We start from the raw sequence: 16,280 nt of genomic DNA on the forward strand, positions 1-16,280 counted from the left end.
CCGCTACGAGAAACGCGCCTACATCTACCTCGGCACCGTCACGCTCGCAGCACTCGTCATCTGGCTCAGAACATGATCCGAGAAACAGTGCCTAGGTGCCGGACCGGCCCCGCAACCTCGTCCCCGGCGTACTTCCACGTCGCTGTCCACCGGTCCGGCCAGCCATCGGACAGGTCCAGGCCGTCCCGCCCCGCGTTCAGCGAGACCGGGACCAGCAGATCCGTCCACGTACAGCTGTGGGACCACAAGGAGCCCCGGGTATCGCTCATAGTCCCAGGTAAGCCGCATGCATCCCGTCGGACGAGCGATCTTCGAAGTTGGCGACAACTTGCCTGCAAAGAGCACAGAACACGTCAAGAACGATGCGAATTCGGCGACAGATGTCGTGCTCAGTGCTTCGAGAAAGGCCAGGTCGGCATGGGAGGTTGACGACACCTATCGTGCTCAGGCTCACGAACCGGCCCTGATGGCGGCCGCCTTGCGGAAGGTTTCACGGGGAGATCTCGTAGGGTGCCGCGGTGACTTGGACCGAGCGTGTGGTTGAGCGGGAAGGCGTCCGGCTCGTATGCCGGGACTGGGGCGGGGACGGGACAGGGCTGGTGCTGTTGCACGGGCTGGCCGGCCACGCGGGTGAGTGGGATGTACTGGCAGGCCGCCTGAGCTCGGCGTATCGGGTGGTCGCAGTCGACCAACGCGGTCATGGCGCCAGCGACCGCTTCCCCTCTGACGTCTCCAGGGCTGCCTTCGTCGATGACGTCGTCGCCGTGGCAGACCAGCTGGGCCTGGAACGCGTTGTCCTTGTCGGACAGTCGATGGGAGGACACGCGGCCATCCTGGCCGCCGCGAGGCATCCTGAGTTGGTTCGTGCGCTGGTGGCCATCGAAGCCGACGTGGCCGGCCCCGACCCCGAATGGCCGACTCATATCCGCCGGTGGTTCGACTCGTGGCCCGCCTCATATCCCTCGCGCGATGCTGCGGTCCAGTTTTTCGGCGGCGGAGCGGTCGGCATGGGCTGGGCGGATGGCCTGGAGGAACGCGATGGGCAATGGTGGCCCCGCTTCGACCGGGACGTGATGGTCCAATCCGTGGAGGACGCTGCCAAGCACTCCTTTGCGCACGAGTGGGAGTGCGTCACCTGCCCCACTCTGCTCATGCTGGCCCAGTCGAGCTTCATCTCGCCTGCACGGGTCGATGAACTGATGCGCCGCCGCGTCCCGACCATGTCCGTCAGTGTTCGCGAGACCCATCATGACCTGCACCTGGAGCAACCCGACATCGTGTATGCCCTGATCACCCAATTTCTCTCTGGTCTATCTACGTAGAGACGCGCTGGGCCTCCTCGCGGTCGCGTGCTGTCGCGTGCTGTCGCGTACCGCTGGATACCCGTGATCGTGACCGGGATTCCGCGAGTGAGGAGCCCTCAAGCAGACGCCCACCACGGCGCGCACCAGCACGCTTCGAAATTGGTGACAACCCGACTGCGAACACGAACCTTGTGACAACCAGCCCGAGCAACTGGCGACAGCTATCGCCGCGAGTCCCAGAAGCTGTGCAGCGTCGGCGGCTGTCCGCTCCTTCAGCCCAGCCGCGACTGTCAGAGGTGCGCAGTAACCTCCGGCCATGACGACCAGGATCAGTCTGACCTTGGACTGCAAGGACGCGAAGCTCCTCGGCCGCTTCTGGAAAACGGCGCTGGGCTATGTCGACGAGCCACCACCCGCACCCTTCAAGACCCGCGAAGAGTGGCACGCGAGTTTCAACCTTCCGGCGGACGACTCGGTGGACGACGTGGCATGGCTCTGCGATCCCGACGGCATCGGACCCCGGCTCTCCATCCTCAAGGTCCCTGAGCCGAAGACGGCAAAGAACCGACTCCACATCGACGTCCGGGTGCCAGGGCACGGCACTCCCGAGGAACGGTGGGCACGGATCAGAGCGAAGGCCGAACTGCTCGTGAAGGCGGGCGGTATCGCCGTGGAGGAGTTCGACGGGCACCACATCATGATGGCCGACCCGGAAGGCAATGAGTTCTGCGTCGCCGCTGCCCGGCTCGCGGGCTGACAAGGTTCGAGGCCCTGACACACATCGGGCCCGACAACCGTGTCAGACGTGCTCAGCAGCAGAGGCGGCCGGGTGACTCCTTGACCTCAAGTGTGATTGAGCTTCTACCGTCTTCTCCAGTTGCTCATCCGACGACGGGAGAACGCGTTCATGATCCTCGTGACCGGGGCCACCGGAAACATAGGCAGTGCACTGCTGAAGGAGTTGCATGCATGCGGCGCCGGGCCGCTGAGAGGGCTCACCCGTGATACCGCACAGGCCACCTTCCCCGAAGGGGTCGAGGCCGTGAAGGGCGACTTCGCGGAGCCGGCGTCGTTGAAGCCCCCGCTGGAGGGGGTGCGTTCGCTGTTTCTCGTGTCGCGTCTGGGTTCGGACGCCGACATCCTCGAAGCCGCCCGGCAGGCAGGCGTGGAGCACGTGGTGCTGGTGTCGTCGATCACCGCCCGGACCCATCCGCACCTGGGCCCCGCCGACGAGAACCTGGCGGTGGAACAGCTGCTCAAGGAAAGCGGCATGGCCTGGACGATCTTGCGGCCGACACAGTTCGCCTCGAACGCTCTGATGTGGGCGGCTTCCATCCGCGAGCACGAGCCCGTCCGCGCACCGTATGCGGACACGGCACTGCCGACCATCCACCCCGCGGACATCGCGTCGGTGGCACGGGTGGCGCTGACCGAGCCCGGCCACCAAGGGCGCACGTATGCCTTGACCGGTCCGGAGCCGATCACCGCCCGCCAGCAGGTCGAAGCCATCGCAGCAGCACTCGGCCGGGAGGTGCCCTTCGCCGAGATCAGCCGCCGGCAGGCCCACGCGCAGATGGCCGCGGTCTTCGGAGCCGAGGCGGCAGACGCGGTGCTCGACGTCACGGGCGGAGATGTCAACGACGAGCTGCTGACAGTGCGCGACACGGTCTCACAGGTCACCGGGACCCCGGCCCGGCCGTTCCAGCAGTGGGCTATGGAGAACGCCGCCGCCTTCCGCTGAATCGCCTGGGCCCGAGCACGTCTCCTGGGCGAGGAGCTGGCCGTCCGGCTTCCCCGCCATGCCGGGGCCATCGGGCAGGCCAGGAAGGAGTGCCAGTGGCTCCCCCGACTCGCCCCGCACCTCCCCCTGGCCATTCCGGTACCGGTAGAGGTGGGGCCCGTCCGCCTGCGCGAAGCCCCGTCGGCTCTCTGCCGTCGGCAGAGCAACCGAATGCCGCACCGCAACCTGCGCAGAGCACCCGAATGCCGCACCGCAACCTGCCAGGATGGCCGCATGCGGCAGAACATGGCGGCACGGCGCCTCGATCTCGGGTACTTCATCCGGCCCGCGTCGGAGACGGATGGCGCCCGCCCACGGGTCGAGCCTGTCCTTGCCTACCTCGTGCGACACGACGACGGGCTGATCCTCTTCGACACCGGCATCGGCGACGCGGATCCCGAAACCGAAGCGCACTACCGACCCCGACGCCGACCGCTGCAGGACGCCCTGTCAGCGTCCGGTGTCGCCCTCGATGACATTTCCATGGTCGTGAACTGCCACCTGCACTTCGACCACTGCGGTGGGAACCCTCTCCTGGCCGGCAGGCCCATCCTGGTCCAGGATGTCGAACTGGCCACCGCCCGCCGTGGCAACCACACCGTCGACGCCCTGATCGACTTCCCCGGCGCAACCTATGAGGAGGTCGCCGGAGAAATCGAACTCCGGCCGGGAATCTGGATCGTTCCGACGCCCGGCCACACCCAAGGGCACCAGTCGCTGGTCCTCCGACAGGCCGACGGCACAGTCGTCCTGGCCGGCCAGGCACACGACTTCGCTTCCCACTTCGCGTCCGAGCAACTGGCTCGCCACGCGACACTTGACGGCGCGGAGCAGCCGCTCCCTCCCTACCAGCCTTGGCTGGACCGCCTCGCCGACTTCGACCCACGACGCGTGCTCTTCGCCCACGACTGCTCGGTCTGGGAACCGTCGCGGCCCGAAGGCCTCTGAAACCGGGCTCGCCGACCCGGCCGGTCAGGTGTGGTGTTCATCCTGCGGAGGCGGGCACCGGCTGTGGACGGGGCACAAGAGCGGGCGCGAGTTCGCGCCACTCCCGTTCCGGCGGCCCGAGCGGATCGGCGGTCAGTACTTGCAGGCAGACGTGGTCGGCCCCTGCGTCGAAGTGCTGCTGGACGCGTCGGCGGATCGCCTCCGTATCCCCGTACGCGACGATCGCGTCCACCAGCCGACGGCTCGGGCCGCCTTCGATGTCCTCGTCTCCGAAGCCGAGCCGCCGCACGTTCGCCTCCTGGTGCGGTGCCATCGAGACGTACATGGCGACGTGGCCCGTGGCCACCTCCCGGGCACGGCGCAGGTCGGTGTCGAGCACAACGGCCTGCTCGACTCCGAGGAACGCGTCCGGCCCCATGATCCGGCGCGCCCGCGCGGTGTGCTCGACGGGCACGAAATAGGAGTGGGCACCCCAGGTCCGTTCGGCGGCCAGCCCCAGCATCTTCGGGCCCAGGGCGGCCAGCACGCGGCGCGGGGCCGGGTCCGGTTTCGGACCGTGGGCGGGTGTCGCGTCCATGTCGTCCAGATACGTGCGCATCGTGTGCACCGCTCTGCCACGGGCCGGTACCGGATATCCGTCCACCTCATGGACGGTGTCATCGACGCGGTGCCCGCCCAGGCCCAGCACGTAGCGACCCGGGAACGCCTCACCGAGCGTGCGCGTCGCGGCGGCGGTGGTGATCGGGTCGCGGAAGGCGATGTTGGCTATGCCGGACGCCACCGTGATGCGGCGCGTGGCCGACAGCAGCAGCCACGCCTGGCCCACCGCGTCTCGCCCGAATCCTTCTCCGTACCAAAGGGCCCCATAACCCAACTCCTCCACTTCCACCGCCGATTCCCGCACACGCCCGGCAGGCTGCCCCTCGTAGGCGAAAGTCCAGATCCCAACCCGGCCGAGCTGGCCGAGCTGTTCCGATGCCCTGTCTGTCATCCGCGCTCCTCGATTCAGCGTTCCGGAGAGGTTCTCCGATTCGCGTCGGCTACCATACGGAGAAGCTCTCCGCTTGGCTATCTCTCAAAGGCGGCCGAAGGGAAGAACGATGACAACCAGCCACGGGCGCACCGCTCGACCACCGCTGCGTACGGACGCTCGTCTCAACCGGGAACAGCTTCTGGCCGCCGCGCAGGACGTGTTCGCCGAAGGCGGCCCCGGCGCGTCTCTCAACGAGATCGCCCGCCGGGCCGGCGTAGGACCCGGGACCTTGTACCGCCACTTCCCGAACCGCCAGGCCCTGCTGACCGCAGTACTCAGAGACCGGGTCGAGGGGCTGTGCGGGCAGGCGGAGAAGCTGCTCACCTCGGATTCCCCCGACCAAGCCCTGTACCGGTGGCTGGACGCGTTCTTGGCTCATGCCCGCTCCAACCGCGGCATGGGCAGCGCCCTGATGATCGAGGAGCCCGGCGAACTCGGCCTCGACTGCCATGGGCTGATTCTCGACGCAGCGGCCGGTCTGCTCACTCGTGCCCAGCAGCAGGGAACGGCCCGCGCCGACCTGACCGCCGACGACCTCCTCCAACTCGTCACCGGGATCGCGCTGTCCACGGTCCGCAGCAAGGACGCGGAACAGCCCAGCCGCCTGCTGGCTCTCGTACTCGACGCCACCCACGAGACGCCGAGCGGAAAGACGCCGCCGCACCGAAACCGGTAGCCTCGCCCGCCCGCCTCGCCCGCCTTCGGGGATGGGCCCACAGCTCACACCTCCAAACCACCCACACTCAGCCGAAACAGGGAGCAGGGAGCGGGAAGCAGGGAGCGGGAAGCAGGAAGCGGGAAGCAGGAAGCGGGAAGCAGGACAGCAAGCAGCGACAACGGTCACTACCCCTCGCCAACGGTCGCCGCCCGTCGGCTTCAGCGCGCCAGTAGGGCGCCGCGGTGACGTGGACCGGGCGTGTGGTTGAGCGGGCAGGCGTGCAACTGCAACTCGCGTGCCGGGACTGGGCCGGAGACGGGCCGGCGCTCGTACTGCTGCACGGCTGGTCGGCCATGCGGGCGAGTGGGACGCGCTGGCAGGCCCGCTGGGCTCGGCGTATCGGGTGATCGCAGTCGACCAACGCGGCCAAGGCTCCAGCGACCGCCTACCTTCCGATGCCTCCAGGGAGTGAGCTGGTCCGTGCGCTGGTGGTCATCGAGGCCGACGTGGACGGCCCCGACGCCGCGGTGCAGTGTTCGGCCCTAGAGACGCGCGGGATGTTACGGACGGCCAAATGGGACATAGGGGGCCACCTTTCGTCCGTAACCTCTCCGCCTGCCCGTCCGGGGCGGTCGGCGGGGGAGAGTTGGGGCATGAGCGCATCTGATGCCAAAGCCGATCTTCACCGTTACCTGCAGTCGGCCCGGGAGGCCCTGCTGTGGAAGCTCGAAGGACTATCCGAGTACGACGCCCGGCGTCCCCTGACGCCGACCGGTACGAACATCCTGGGCCTGGTCAAGCACGTGGCCAGCGTGGAGTTGGGCTACCTCGGCGACACCTTCGGGCGGCCGTCGGGTGAGCCGCTGCCGTGGGTGGAGGAAGGGGCCGAGGCCAACGCGGACATGTGGGCCACGGCCGACGAGTCGCGTGAGCAGATAGTGGGGCTCTACCGCCGGGCCTGGGCGCACTCGGACGCGACGATCGAAGCGCTGCCGCTGAACACGGTCGGCACGGTGCCGTGGTGGCCGAGCCATCGGGCCGAGGCGACGCTGCACCACATCGTGGTGCGCGTGATCGCCGATACGCACCGGCACGCCGGGCACGCCGACATTGTCCGGGAGCTCATCGACGGCGCTGTGGGGATGGACAAGGGCAACGACAGCATCCCGCCGGGCGACGCCGCGTGGTGGGAGAAGCACCGGAGCCGGCTGGAGCAGGTGGCCCTCGAAGCCGACCGGCCCCCTCATGGGAAGCCGGTGGTGTCGTAGCGTCGAGAGGGTGAGCAACCTCCTGGCGCTTCTTGCGCTTGCGGGCACGCTTGCCGCCGTCATGGGTGGCTTCTGGTGGCTGGCGCCCCACGTCCGGCGGCGTGGTACCGCCGGTCCGGCCATCAGCGCGGCGCTGGCGTCCTACGACAAGGCCTTCCGCGTGACGACCCATGACGCCCACCACGAGATCCGGGCCCAGGCCGAGCGCAAAGCCCCGCTGCTCTCGCCCGGCCCTCCTTGGGAGACCGGCCGCGGTGAGGGGTCGATGCCGGGCGGCGAACGTCCGCGGCGTCGGCGGGCGGGTCTGCGGCGCCGGGCCGGACGGCTATGGCGCGCGCGCCGGGGCGAGGGATCGGGAGGAAGGAGTGGAAGAAGAGGAGGGGAGGAAGAGAGGGGAGGAAGGGGACGGGGCGCGTAAGCGGAGTGCGGGCGCGGCGTGCGGGGTGCCGGGCGCGGGGGCCGGGTGCCGGGTGCCGGGTGCGGGCGCGGCGTGCGGGGTGCCGGGTGCGGGTGCCGGGTGCGGGGTGCGTAAAGCGGTCGATCCGGCGGGGTGCGCGTCCTACGCTGGGGGCATGCCGTTGTCCAGAACGTCGTACGTCTGTTTGCCGTGCCGGGCGTCGTACAAGCAGGCCTACGACAGGGAGCGGGTGGACCGCGCCTGTCCGCGGTGCGCCGGGGTGCTCATCCATGTCGGGTCCGCCTTCGCTCCGCCCAGGCGGCGGGACACGGCGGCGTGGCGCACGCTCTCGGTGTTGCTGAACGCAGGCATCCGCTTCCATAAGAGCTGCTGCGACGGTCCCGGGTATCGCCCGCGCACACTGCGCGAGGTGAAGGAGCGGATGGCGTACGCCGAGAGCGCGGGAGAGCCGTTCGCGAGGGCTCTGGTCCGGCGCGAACTCCCGCAGTAAAGTCCCCTTACGGACGATCCGCCACGGTACGAATTGTTACGCTGGGCGGCATGACCGCCTTGACTCCCGCCCGCACGGCGCCTGACCTGTCCTTCCTCCTCGACCACACCAGCCATGTCCTGCGAACCCGGATGGCGGCGGCTCTCGCCGAGATCGGGCTGACCGCGCGCATGCACTGCGTCCTGGTCCACGCCCTGGAGGAGGAGCGCACCCAGATCCAGCTCGCGGAGATCGGCGACATGGACAAGACCACGATGGTGGTCACCGTCGACGCCCTGGAGAGCGCGGGCCTCGCCGAACGGCGCCCCTCCAGCCGCGACCGGCGGGCCCGGATCATCGCCGCCACCGAGGAGGGCGCCCGGGTCGCCGTGCGGAGCCAGGAAATCGTCGACCGGGTGCACCAGGAGGCCCTGGGGGCACTCCCCGACGGCGACCGCGAGGCTCTACTGCGCGCCCTGAACCAACTGGCCACCGGCCATCTGGCCACGCCTGCCGAGAATCCCCGGCCCGTCCGGCGTGCGCGCCAGGGGCAGAGGTAGCACAAACGCGCCAGAGGGAACCACCCCGAGTGGGACCGTTAAATATAGTCCGCAACAAAACCATCTGTTACGGTCTTTCTTGTCGACCCGTCAGACAGGAGAAGACCGATGGCTGTTGATGCCTCCAGCGATACCTTCGACACTCCCGAACCGCCCGGCGCGGACAAACCGTCCGGGCACGCCGCCGCCACCGCCCGTCATCGCGGTCTTGCCCTTGCAGTGATCGCTGCCGGGATGCTGACGCTCACCCTCGACGGCTCGATCGTGACCGTGGCCATGCCCACCATCCAGCGCGACCTGGGGTTCACCTCCGCCGGGCTCAGCTGGGTGGTCAACGCCTATCTGATCGCCTTCGGCAGCCTGCTTCTGCTCTCGGGACGACTCGGCGACCTGATCGGCCGCACCCGTATGTTCCTGGCGGGCACCGCCGTCTTCACCGTCGCATCCCTGCTGGCCGGTGCGGCCACGACCCCCGCGATGCTCATCGGCGCCCGTTTCCTCCAGGGGGTCGGCAGCGCGATGGCCTCCGCCGTCGGTCTGGGCATCCTCGTCACCCTCTTCAGCGAGCCGCGCGAACGGGCCAGGGCCATCGCCGTGTTCTCGTTCACCGGGGCGGCGGGCGCGTCCATCGGACAGGTGCTCGGCGGGATTCTCACCGACGCCCTCAGCTGGCACTGGATCTTCTTCATCAACCTGCCGATCGGCGTGGTGACTTTCCTGGTCGCCCGCCGGGTCCTGCCCACCGACCGGGGCATCGGGCTTGCCGCCGGCGCCGACGTCATCGGGGCCGTCCTGGTCACGGCGGGCCTGATGCTGGGGATCTACACCGTGGTCAAGGTCGAGGAGTACGGCTGGGTCTCCGCCCCCACTCTCGGCCTCGGGGCCGTGGCCCTCGCGCTGCTGGGGGCGTTCGTCATCCGCCAGGCCACCGCCCGGACCCCGCTCATGCCCCTGCGCATCCTGCGTTCGCGCAGCGTCTTCGGGGCGAATCTGGTCCTGGCCTTCATGGTTGCCGCGCTGTTCTCGTTCCAGATCGTCGTCGCGCAGCACCTGCAGAACGTCCTCGGATACAGCGCCGCCGCGACCGGTCTCGCCCTGCTCCCCGCCGCCGTCGCCATCGGCAGCACCTCGCTCGGCGTCTCGGCCCGGCTGAACGCCCGGTTCGGCGAGCGCACCGTGCTACTGACCGGGATCGTCCTGCTGATCGGGGGCCTGGGGTTCCTCACCCGGATCCCCGTGGACGCGCGGTACGTCACCGACGTGCTCCCCGTGATGTTCCTCGCGACGGGCTTCGGGCTGGCGATTCCCGCGCTGACGGCGCTCGGGATGTCCGGTGCGGGCAAGGACGACGCCGGGCTCGCCTCCGGGGTCTTCAACACCACCCAGCAGGTCAGCATGGGCGTAGGTGTCGCCGTGCTGACCACACTGGCGGCGGCCAGGACCGACCGGATGCTCGGCGAGGGGCACGGCAGGGCTGACGCCCTGACCAGCGGTTACCAGCTCGCGTTCACCGTCGGCACCGGTCTTCTCGTCGCCGCCTTCGTCGTGGCGTTCCTCGTCCTGCGCCCCGCATCGTCGTCTTCATCGCCGTCGTCGTCATCTTCATCGCCGTCGCCGTCACCGTCTTCATCGCCGTCGCCGTCACCGTCTTCATCGCCGTCGCCGTCACCGTCTCCATCGCCGTCGCCGTCTCCATCGCCGTCGCCGTCGTCTTCCACCACACGCTCCTGAAGCGCCCTCACGACGGCGTGGCTACGACGGCGCGCCCCTGCCGATGAGCACCTCGACCCCGTCGAGGACCCGTTCGAGGCCGAACACGAACTCGTGGTCGGGGGCGTCGGGTTCGCTCATCACCTCGGTGGTCAGCAGCCTGCACAGTGCCGGATGGCGTACGGGGTCGACGAGCCGCTGCAGCGTCCGCTCCCACTGCGCCATCACCTCCAGGTCCGAGACGCCCTTCGCCTCGACGGCGGCGGCGAGATCGCTCATCAGCAGGGCCTCGTTCCGCACGAAGCCCGAGACGAGCAGGATGACGGAGATCTTGACGCCCTCGTCCAGTCCGCTGCCCTCCAGCGCCTGAAGTCCCTGTTCCCACCAGGCGATCGAGTGCGGGCTGGCCGGCGGTCCCGCGATCGGGATGCGCAGCGACCAGAGGTTGCGCTGGAACATCCGGCGCTGGGACCAGGCCCACTGGCGAACGGCCTCCCGCCAGCCCGCCCCTTCCGTCAGCGCGGGCAGCGGCTCGGGGTCGCCCATGACCGCCTCCTGCATGAGGACGTACAGCTCCTCCTTGGCGGAGACGTAGCGGTAGAGCGACATCGTGGAGGCGCCGAGCTCCTTGGCGACCCGGCCCATCGAGACCGCAGAGAGCCCCTCCGTCGCGGCGACCTCCACGGCCGCCGCGACGATGCGGTCCAGCGTCAGGCCGGGCTTCGGACCCTTGGCCGGGCGGTCGCGCAGTCCCCACGCGGCCTCGATGCTGGCCGGCAGTCCCGTGCTGCCCGACGCGCTGCTGTTCTCGGTCACCCGAAGCCGCCCTTCCCCAGTAGTGGCTTGCCACCATCCTAAGTTTGCGTAATGCTTACGCAGTAACGCGTACAGCATACGCAGAAGCCGGAGGGGGATCATTCATGAGCACAGCCATGAGCGACGGCACCATGGACGACGTCATGATCGAGGCACGCGAACTGACCAAGTCCTACGGAAGGAACGGAAGGACGGGAGCCCGGGTCCCGGTCCTGGACGGCGTCGGCCTCCGGGTGCCCCGCGCCGGGATCCACGCGCTGCTCGGTCCCAACGGCGCGGGCAAGACCACCACCGTGCGGATCCTCGCCACGCTCACCACCGCCGACTCCGGCACCGCGCGCGTCGCCGGGTACGACGTCGTCGGCGACCGGCGACAGGTGCGCCGCGCCATCAGCCTCACCGGGCAGTTCGCCGCCGTCGACGAGACGCTGACCGGCGAGGAGAACCTCCGGATGATGGCGCGGCTGTCCGGCCTGACCCGCACCGGGGCCAGGCGCCGCGCCGAGGAGCTCCTCGAGCGCTTCGGCCTCGCCGACGCGGGCCGGCGCCTGGCCCGTACGTACTCCGGGGGGATGCGGCGGCGCCTGGACCTGGCGGCGGGGCTGGTCGGCTCGCCCGAGCCGGGCGTCTTCTTCCTCGACGAGCCCACCACCGGCCTCGACCCGCGCAGCCGCCGCGAGCTCTGGCAGGTGGTCCGTGACCTCGCCGGGCGGGGCGCAGCGGTGCTGCTCACGACGCAGTACCTGGAGGAGGCGGATCAGCTCGCCGACCGCATCACCGTCCTCGACAAGGGCGCCACCGCCGCCGAAGGCACTCCGGATGCCCTGAAGTCACGTGTCGCCGGGCACCGTCTGGATCTTGTCCTCAACACCCGCGAGGCGTACCTCAGGCTCGCCACGCGCGCCGTCCACCACTCCCCCGAGACCCTCACCCTGGGCCTCCCCACGGACGGCACCGCCGCCCACGCCCGCGCCCTGCTCGACGAGATCGACCCGCACCGCACCGACGTCGGCCGCTTCTCCGTGCACAGCGCGACCCTCGACGACGTGTTCCTCGCCCTCACCGCCGAGAAGACGGAGGCACCCGCGCATGTCTGACGCACCGATCACAACGGGAACACCGGCAGCACCGATCGCACCGGGACCACCAGGCGCACCAGGAGCCCCAGGCGCACCGGGAACACCCGGAGTACTCACCCACGCCGCAGTCATGACCGGGCGCAGCCTGCTCATCAGCCGCCGCAACATCGACGCCGTCATCACCTCGATGATGCTGCCGATCATGCTGATGCTGATCTTCGTCTACTTCTTCGGCGGCGCGATCGACACGGGCAACGCCTACGACTCGTACGTCATGTACGTCGTGCCCGGCGTCCTGTTCCTCTCCGCCGGCTTCGGCTCGGCCACCACAGCAGTGGCCGTGAGCGAGGACATGAAGGGCGGCATCATCGACCGCTTCCGCTCCCTGGACATCGGGGGTACGCCGATCCTGGCCGGCCATGTCGCGGCGAGCACCGCCCGCAACCTGGTCTCCACCACCCTCGTGTTCGCCATCGCGCTGCTCATCGGCTTCCGCCCCGCAGCGACCCCGGCCGGCTGGCTCGCCCTCGTCGCCGTGCTGCTCGCCTACATCGTGGCCCTGTCCTGGATCTCCGCCGCGATCGGCCTGCTCGCCCGTACTCCGGAGGCGGCCGGCGGGTTCACCTTCTTCATGTCGTTCCTTCCCTACCCGAGCAGTGCGTTCGTCCCGGTCGACAGCATGCCGGGATGGCTCCACGGCTTCGCCGACCACCAACCGGTCACCCCTGCCATCGAGTCCCTCCGGGGTCTCCTGCTCGACCAGCCGGTGGGCAACGCCCCCTGGATCGCACTCGCCTGGGCGGCCGGGATCCTGCTGGTCGCCATTGCCCTGTCGGGCGCGCTGTTCAGGATGCGGACGCGGTGACGCCGGTGAGCCAGCGGGCGTAGGCGCCCCTGACTTCGCGCAGGGACGGCGGGGTACGCAGACCGAGGGGCACCCGGGCCCGCGTCAGCACCTCGCGGATCCGGTGCGCGGTCACGGGAAGCCGGACGGGTGCGGCCCCTGGCTGCTCCAGCGCGATGGCCCCACGGATCACATCGGTGTAGACGGACTGGAGGCGCTTGTACGCCAGAAGCGTCTCCAGGTCCTCGCGCCACCCCTTCGCACACTCCGGCCGTACACCCTCCGCCGCCGAGGCCCACAGGCGGGCGGTCCGCCCGGCCTCGTCCGCCGGGTACCGCATCAGGTGCAGATGGGTGGCGAGGTCGTACAAGGGGTCACCGATCATGGAGAGTTCCCAGTCGATGGTCCACAGGTCGTCCGCCGCGTCCACGATGATGTTCAACCGGTGCAGGTCGCCGTGGATCAATGTGAACGGACGGCTCGTCAGGCGCATCGCCCGGCTCCTGATGCCGTCCAGCGCCCCTTCGTGGACTCCGAGTTCATGGAAGAGCCGGCCGAAGCGTTCGTGGTGGCGCCGGTAGACCTGCTGCTCGGTGAAGGTGACCAGACCGTCCAGGAAGGCCCCCGTGTCCCCGTCTGCCGGATGCTCCGCCGGGGAGCACAGTCGGCGCGCCCTTATGGAACCGGCGTCGAGAGCGACCAGTTCCCCGAAGAGCCGGCCCAACTGCCCGGCGTGGCGTGAGGAGAGGGCCCCCGTCAGGCCGCTGCCGAGCGTCCGTCCCTCGATGAACCCCTGCAACAGGACGTGCTCGTCGAGAACCACGATCTCGGGTATCCGGCTCACCCGGCCCTGCAGCTCCAGCAGCAGCCGGTCCTCGGAGAGAAAGCACGTACGGTCGAACCGGAAGAGCTCGGAGCGCGGTTCGTGCACCTTGCAGCGCAGCGGCCGGTCCGGCAGGGCGAAGACGTAGGTCTCGCGGTAATGCCCTCTGTACGGGCCCTCGATGTACGAGCCCTCACCCGGGGCCCCGTCGTACGGCGTGCCGGGGCGGCCCCTCAGATGTCCGCGCACGTCCGTCGTGGTGTCGACTGTCACCGCATGCTCCCTCGACCGTGAAGGGCCGAGAGGATCCGCCGACCGGGTCTCCGTCCGGACAGAACCTGCCTCTACCCGCGGAGGCCGGCCGGCAGCGGCCCCACTCCCGGCTCCTTCAACTGCACGCGCTGCCGGGCCGTTTCCACAAGACCCCGCAGCGAGCGCACTGTCCGGCGCGCCCCCACGTCCGCGAGGGCCCGGCGCTGGCGCTCATTCACCGCATAGCCAATGAACGGTACACCTAGCGCCGCGGCGGCCAGGCAGTCCGCGGGGGAATCCCCGATCATCACCGCCGCCGTCGCGGCGGTCCGGGTCGACGCCAGGGCGCGGACCAGGCAGTGGGGGTCAGGTTTGAGCAACCCTGGGTCGGAGGTACGGCCGTGGATGTGCTCGCCCGGCAGCACGGCGGACTCGCGCCGGTCGAAGAACCGGGCGAGGAAGCGGATCACCGCGTCCGGCGAGTTGTTGGTCGTGACCGCCTGTTTCCACCCGCCGGTGTCCAGGGCTCCGATCAGGTCCAGCGCGTGCTCGGCCGGTGTGGCGTCGGCAGCGGCCTCGACCTCCTCGGCCGTGAGACAGCGCTCGGCGTGGGCCGTCGTCGGGCTGTCCCCGTACTGTTCGGCCACCCTCCGCAGCAGGGCCAGCGGGTCGCCCGCCCCGGCGTCCGCCACCTCGGGATCGCAGCCGAACCGGCGCAGTTCCCCGGCCAGACGTGCCGCCACCCCGACGGCCGGGCGGCCGGCGAACAGATGGCACAGGGGGCCGTCGAAGTCGAAGAGGACACATTCGGCCGCGGCGAGGAGTGCGGCAGGGCCCGGCGCCGCGGCACCGGGCGTGACGGTGTCGCTCCTGGAGCTCATGTCAGCGATCCGTCCGCAGTGTGAGGGTCGTGCGGGACCCGGTCGTACAGGACACGGTCAGAACAGCGCCTTCGTGGAGAGGTTGTCCCAGGTGGCGTTGAAGAACTTACGCGTCGCCCGCACCACTCCGACTTGCTCGGGGGTGGAGTCGGCCGACGCCCTGAACGGATACAGCGTCGCCCCGGTGCCGTAGGCGTCGAACGTCTCGACCTCTTCCCCGTCCGGCAGGGTCGCCGTGCCCTTCTCCGGGATGTAGAAGCCCTGGAGCACCACACGGTTGTTCAGGATGTACAGCTTCACCTGGGGTGCGAAGGGGACCAGTCGCACCTGCACGTCGACCTCCTCCACCAGCTTGAGCCTGCGGAGCTCGAACAGGGCGGACCTCAGCATCGTCACGTGGCTGTGCAGGATCCCGCCCAGCCGCGCACGCACCCGCGGGTCGTCCTCATCGGCCACCTGCCGGGGGATCGCCAGCGCCTTGGACTCGGCGTTCGGAAGCAGCAGCCGTGCGGTGATGCTCCGGGGCGGGCTGATCTCACCTGCGACGATACGGTCCTTCTGGTCGACGACCCGGGCGGCGAGCGACTCCGTCGTCATCGAGAAGACGTCCAGCCTGACCACGTTGGCCTCGAACGCCTCCACCAGATACGGCTTGAGCAGCACGGGCGGCACCCGCTCGGAGACCACGGCCCACACGTCGCTCTCCTGGTGCCGCCCTGCAGGCGGGGGCACGCGGTGCGGCTCGCCGGGCTCGGAGGCCACGAAGGAGCCGCTGCCCTGCCGGGTGACGATCAACTCCTCCTTGCGCAGGACGGAGAGCGCCTGATTGACGGTCGCCCGGGAGACCTGGAAGCGCTGAGCCAGCTCCTCCTGCGTCGGCAGCCGCTCGCCCGGGCTCCGGGCCTCGCTGTTGATCTCCTTGCGCAACTCGTCGGCGACCCACCGGTACTGGAACTTGGCATCACGCGGGGCGGATCCGTCACTTGTCACACTGCAACCCTACAACTTCCCCGCAGGGGCGCCGACGCCGGACACACAACTGCCTCATGCTGATGTTCGCAGAACCTACAACTAACCAAACAACCATACAAGTTTGCACTGCCACCCCCGCAGGGCATAAGGACGACAAGTCAAACGGGGGACTTGTACGGCAGTTGTTTGATTTCTGCGCAGCGTCGCGCAAGGTCGCCGGTCTCCCCCACCCAGCGGCGCATCCGCGCCGACCCCTCCACCTGGGAAGGAGTGATCGCCATGCCTCTGTTCACCCTGGGCCTCGAACAGATCATTCAGTGGAAGTACGGCGTCATGGGCACCGTGGGTGTCGCCCTGCTGACCTTCGGCATCAAGACAGGCAGCCCGAACTGTTCCTGCGCCGGAGCCCTCGTCCTGGCCCTGCTGTTCACACCGAACGACTGAGCCTCTCGGTCGTCCTACACG

At 69.4% G+C, this 16,280-nt stretch carries 17 protein-coding genes and 1 pseudogene; 13 read left to right on the forward strand and 5 right to left on the reverse strand.

What is annotated here, in order from left to right:
* The first annotated feature begins 518 nt into the window (after nt 1–518).
* The 5 genes and pseudogenes from AB0C75_RS29755 (at nt 519) to AB0C75_RS29775 (ending at nt 4,032) form a co-directional block, all read left to right on the forward strand.
* Nucleotides 519–1,322 carry an alpha/beta hydrolase gene (locus AB0C75_RS29755; RefSeq protein ID WP_362894839.1) on the forward strand — a complete coding sequence of 268 codons (804 nt, stop codon included), beginning with the start codon at nt 519–521 and terminating at the stop codon, nt 1,320–1,322.
* Nucleotides 1,323–1,620: 298 nt separating this feature from the next.
* Nucleotides 1,621–2,061, forward strand: coding sequence for a VOC family protein (locus AB0C75_RS29760; protein WP_362894840.1), 441 nt, complete (start codon nt 1,621–1,623; stop codon nt 2,059–2,061).
* Nucleotides 2,062–2,211: 150 nt separating this feature from the next.
* Complete coding sequence (locus AB0C75_RS29765; protein ID WP_362894841.1) at nt 2,212–3,045, forward strand: NAD(P)H-binding protein; 834 nt, start codon at nt 2,212–2,214, stop codon at nt 3,043–3,045.
* Between the two features lie 24 nt (nt 3,046–3,069).
* Nucleotides 3,070–3,201 (forward strand): annotated as a pseudogene (locus AB0C75_RS29770) (phosphotransferase); the annotation flags it as partial.
* A gap of 117 nt (nt 3,202–3,318) precedes the next feature.
* A complete protein-coding gene (locus AB0C75_RS29775) occupies nt 3,319–4,032 on the forward strand; it encodes an N-acyl homoserine lactonase family protein (RefSeq protein WP_362894842.1) in 714 nt (237 codons plus the stop codon).
* Nucleotides 4,033–4,069: 37 nt separating this feature from the next.
* Here AB0C75_RS29775 and AB0C75_RS29780 read toward each other — a convergent pair whose 3' ends face one another.
* A complete protein-coding gene (locus tag AB0C75_RS29780) occupies nt 4,070–5,023 on the reverse strand; it encodes a TIGR03620 family F420-dependent LLM class oxidoreductase (RefSeq protein WP_362894843.1) in 954 nt (317 codons plus the stop codon).
* Nucleotides 5,024–5,132: 109 nt separating this feature from the next.
* On the opposite strand from AB0C75_RS29780, the gene AB0C75_RS29785 reads away from it, so the two are divergent.
* The 5 genes from AB0C75_RS29785 (at nt 5,133) to AB0C75_RS29805 (ending at nt 10,169) form a co-directional block, all read left to right on the forward strand.
* The gene (locus tag AB0C75_RS29785) at nt 5,133–5,741 is read left to right on the forward strand and encodes a TetR/AcrR family transcriptional regulator (protein ID WP_362894844.1); all 609 of its coding nucleotides are present in this window, start codon (nt 5,133–5,135) and stop codon (nt 5,739–5,741) included.
* 635 nt (nt 5,742–6,376) lie between these two features.
* Entirely contained in the window at nt 6,377–6,991 is a 615-nt protein-coding gene (locus AB0C75_RS29790; protein WP_362894845.1) for a DinB family protein, read from the forward strand.
* Nucleotides 6,992–7,563: 572 nt separating this feature from the next.
* Nucleotides 7,564–7,899 (forward strand): deoxyxylulose-5-phosphate synthase, encoded by a 336-nt coding sequence (locus tag AB0C75_RS29795; protein WP_362894846.1) that lies wholly within the window; start codon nt 7,564–7,566, stop codon nt 7,897–7,899.
* A gap of 50 nt (nt 7,900–7,949) precedes the next feature.
* Nucleotides 7,950–8,438 carry a MarR family winged helix-turn-helix transcriptional regulator gene (locus tag AB0C75_RS29800; RefSeq protein WP_362894847.1) on the forward strand — a complete coding sequence of 163 codons (489 nt, stop codon included), beginning with the start codon at nt 7,950–7,952 and terminating at the stop codon, nt 8,436–8,438.
* A gap of 234 nt (nt 8,439–8,672) precedes the next feature.
* Complete coding sequence (locus AB0C75_RS29805; protein WP_362894944.1) at nt 8,673–10,169, forward strand: MFS transporter; 1,497 nt, start codon at nt 8,673–8,675, stop codon at nt 10,167–10,169.
* A gap of 21 nt (nt 10,170–10,190) precedes the next feature.
* Here the strand turns inward: AB0C75_RS29805 and AB0C75_RS29810 are convergent, their stop codons facing one another.
* Nucleotides 10,191–10,964: a TetR/AcrR family transcriptional regulator gene (locus AB0C75_RS29810; RefSeq protein WP_362894848.1), complete on the reverse strand. Its 774-nt coding sequence runs from the start codon at nt 10,962–10,964 to the stop codon at nt 10,191–10,193.
* Nucleotides 10,965–11,068: 104 nt separating this feature from the next.
* On the opposite strand from AB0C75_RS29810, the gene AB0C75_RS29815 reads away from it, so the two are divergent.
* Both AB0C75_RS29815 and AB0C75_RS29820 read left to right on the forward strand, forming a co-directional pair.
* Nucleotides 11,069–12,061, forward strand: a complete 993-nt coding sequence (locus AB0C75_RS29815) for an ATP-binding cassette domain-containing protein (protein ID WP_362894849.1) — start codon at nt 11,069–11,071, stop codon at nt 12,059–12,061.
* A 112-nt stretch (nt 12,062–12,173) separates the two neighbouring features.
* Nucleotides 12,174–12,908, forward strand: a complete 735-nt coding sequence (locus AB0C75_RS29820) for an ABC transporter permease (RefSeq protein ID WP_362894850.1) — start codon at nt 12,174–12,176, stop codon at nt 12,906–12,908.
* Here the strand turns inward: AB0C75_RS29820 and AB0C75_RS29825 are convergent.
* The 3 genes from AB0C75_RS29825 to AB0C75_RS29835 form a co-directional block, all read right to left on the reverse strand.
* On the reverse strand, nt 12,889–13,983 hold the full coding sequence (locus tag AB0C75_RS29825; protein WP_362894851.1) for an aminoglycoside phosphotransferase family protein: 1,095 nt from the start codon (nt 13,981–13,983) through the stop codon (nt 12,889–12,891). The two genes, AB0C75_RS29820 and AB0C75_RS29825, sit on opposite strands and share 20 nt — an antisense overlap.
* A 71-nt stretch (nt 13,984–14,054) precedes the next feature.
* Nucleotides 14,055–14,843 carry an HAD family hydrolase gene (locus AB0C75_RS29830; protein WP_362894852.1) on the reverse strand — a complete coding sequence of 263 codons (789 nt, stop codon included), beginning with the start codon at nt 14,841–14,843 and terminating at the stop codon, nt 14,055–14,057.
* A gap of 57 nt (nt 14,844–14,900) precedes the next feature.
* The gene (locus AB0C75_RS29835; protein WP_362894853.1) at nt 14,901–15,833 is read right to left on the reverse strand and encodes a GntR family transcriptional regulator; all 933 of its coding nucleotides are present in this window, start codon (nt 15,831–15,833) and stop codon (nt 14,901–14,903) included.
* Nucleotides 15,834–16,094: 261 nt separating this feature from the next.
* Between AB0C75_RS29835 and AB0C75_RS29840 the strand changes: the two genes are divergently transcribed.
* Nucleotides 16,095–16,259 carry a hypothetical protein gene (locus AB0C75_RS29840; protein WP_362894854.1) on the forward strand — a complete coding sequence of 55 codons (165 nt, stop codon included), beginning with the start codon at nt 16,095–16,097 and terminating at the stop codon, nt 16,257–16,259.
* Nucleotides 16,260–16,280: the final 21 nt, after the last annotated feature.

This window comes from Streptomyces sp. NPDC048565 (genome assembly GCF_040650935.1).
GTDB lineage: Bacteria > Actinomycetota > Actinomycetes > Streptomycetales > Streptomycetaceae > Streptomyces.

What these genes read in the sequence shown, in the direction of transcription:
- AB0C75_RS29830 (WP_362894852.1), bottom strand. Translation starts at nt 14,843, where the DNA reads ATGAGCTCCAGGAGCGACACCGTCACGCCCGGTGCCGCGGCGCCGGGC.
- AB0C75_RS29800 (WP_362894847.1), top strand. Translation starts at nt 7,950, where the DNA reads ATGACCGCCTTGACTCCCGCCCGCACGGCGCCTGACCTGTCCTTCCTC.
- AB0C75_RS29780 (WP_362894843.1), bottom strand. Translation starts at nt 5,023, where the DNA reads ATGACAGACAGGGCATCGGAACAGCTCGGCCAGCTCGGCCGGGTTGGG.
- AB0C75_RS29795 (WP_362894846.1), top strand. Translation starts at nt 7,564, where the DNA reads ATGCCGTTGTCCAGAACGTCGTACGTCTGTTTGCCGTGCCGGGCGTCG.
- AB0C75_RS29760 (WP_362894840.1), top strand. Translation starts at nt 1,621, where the DNA reads ATGACGACCAGGATCAGTCTGACCTTGGACTGCAAGGACGCGAAGCTC.
- AB0C75_RS29820 (WP_362894850.1), top strand. Translation starts at nt 12,174, where the DNA reads ATGACCGGGCGCAGCCTGCTCATCAGCCGCCGCAACATCGACGCCGTC.
- AB0C75_RS29765 (WP_362894841.1), top strand. Translation starts at nt 2,212, where the DNA reads ATGATCCTCGTGACCGGGGCCACCGGAAACATAGGCAGTGCACTGCTG.
- AB0C75_RS29785 (WP_362894844.1), top strand. Translation starts at nt 5,133, where the DNA reads ATGACAACCAGCCACGGGCGCACCGCTCGACCACCGCTGCGTACGGAC.
- AB0C75_RS29790 (WP_362894845.1), top strand. Translation starts at nt 6,377, where the DNA reads ATGAGCGCATCTGATGCCAAAGCCGATCTTCACCGTTACCTGCAGTCG.
- AB0C75_RS29775 (WP_362894842.1), top strand. Translation starts at nt 3,319, where the DNA reads ATGCGGCAGAACATGGCGGCACGGCGCCTCGATCTCGGGTACTTCATC.
- AB0C75_RS29840 (WP_362894854.1), top strand. Translation starts at nt 16,095, where the DNA reads ATGCCTCTGTTCACCCTGGGCCTCGAACAGATCATTCAGTGGAAGTAC.
- AB0C75_RS29805 (WP_362894944.1), top strand. Translation starts at nt 8,673, where the DNA reads ATGCTGACGCTCACCCTCGACGGCTCGATCGTGACCGTGGCCATGCCC.
- AB0C75_RS29815 (WP_362894849.1), top strand. Translation starts at nt 11,069, where the DNA reads ATGAGCACAGCCATGAGCGACGGCACCATGGACGACGTCATGATCGAG.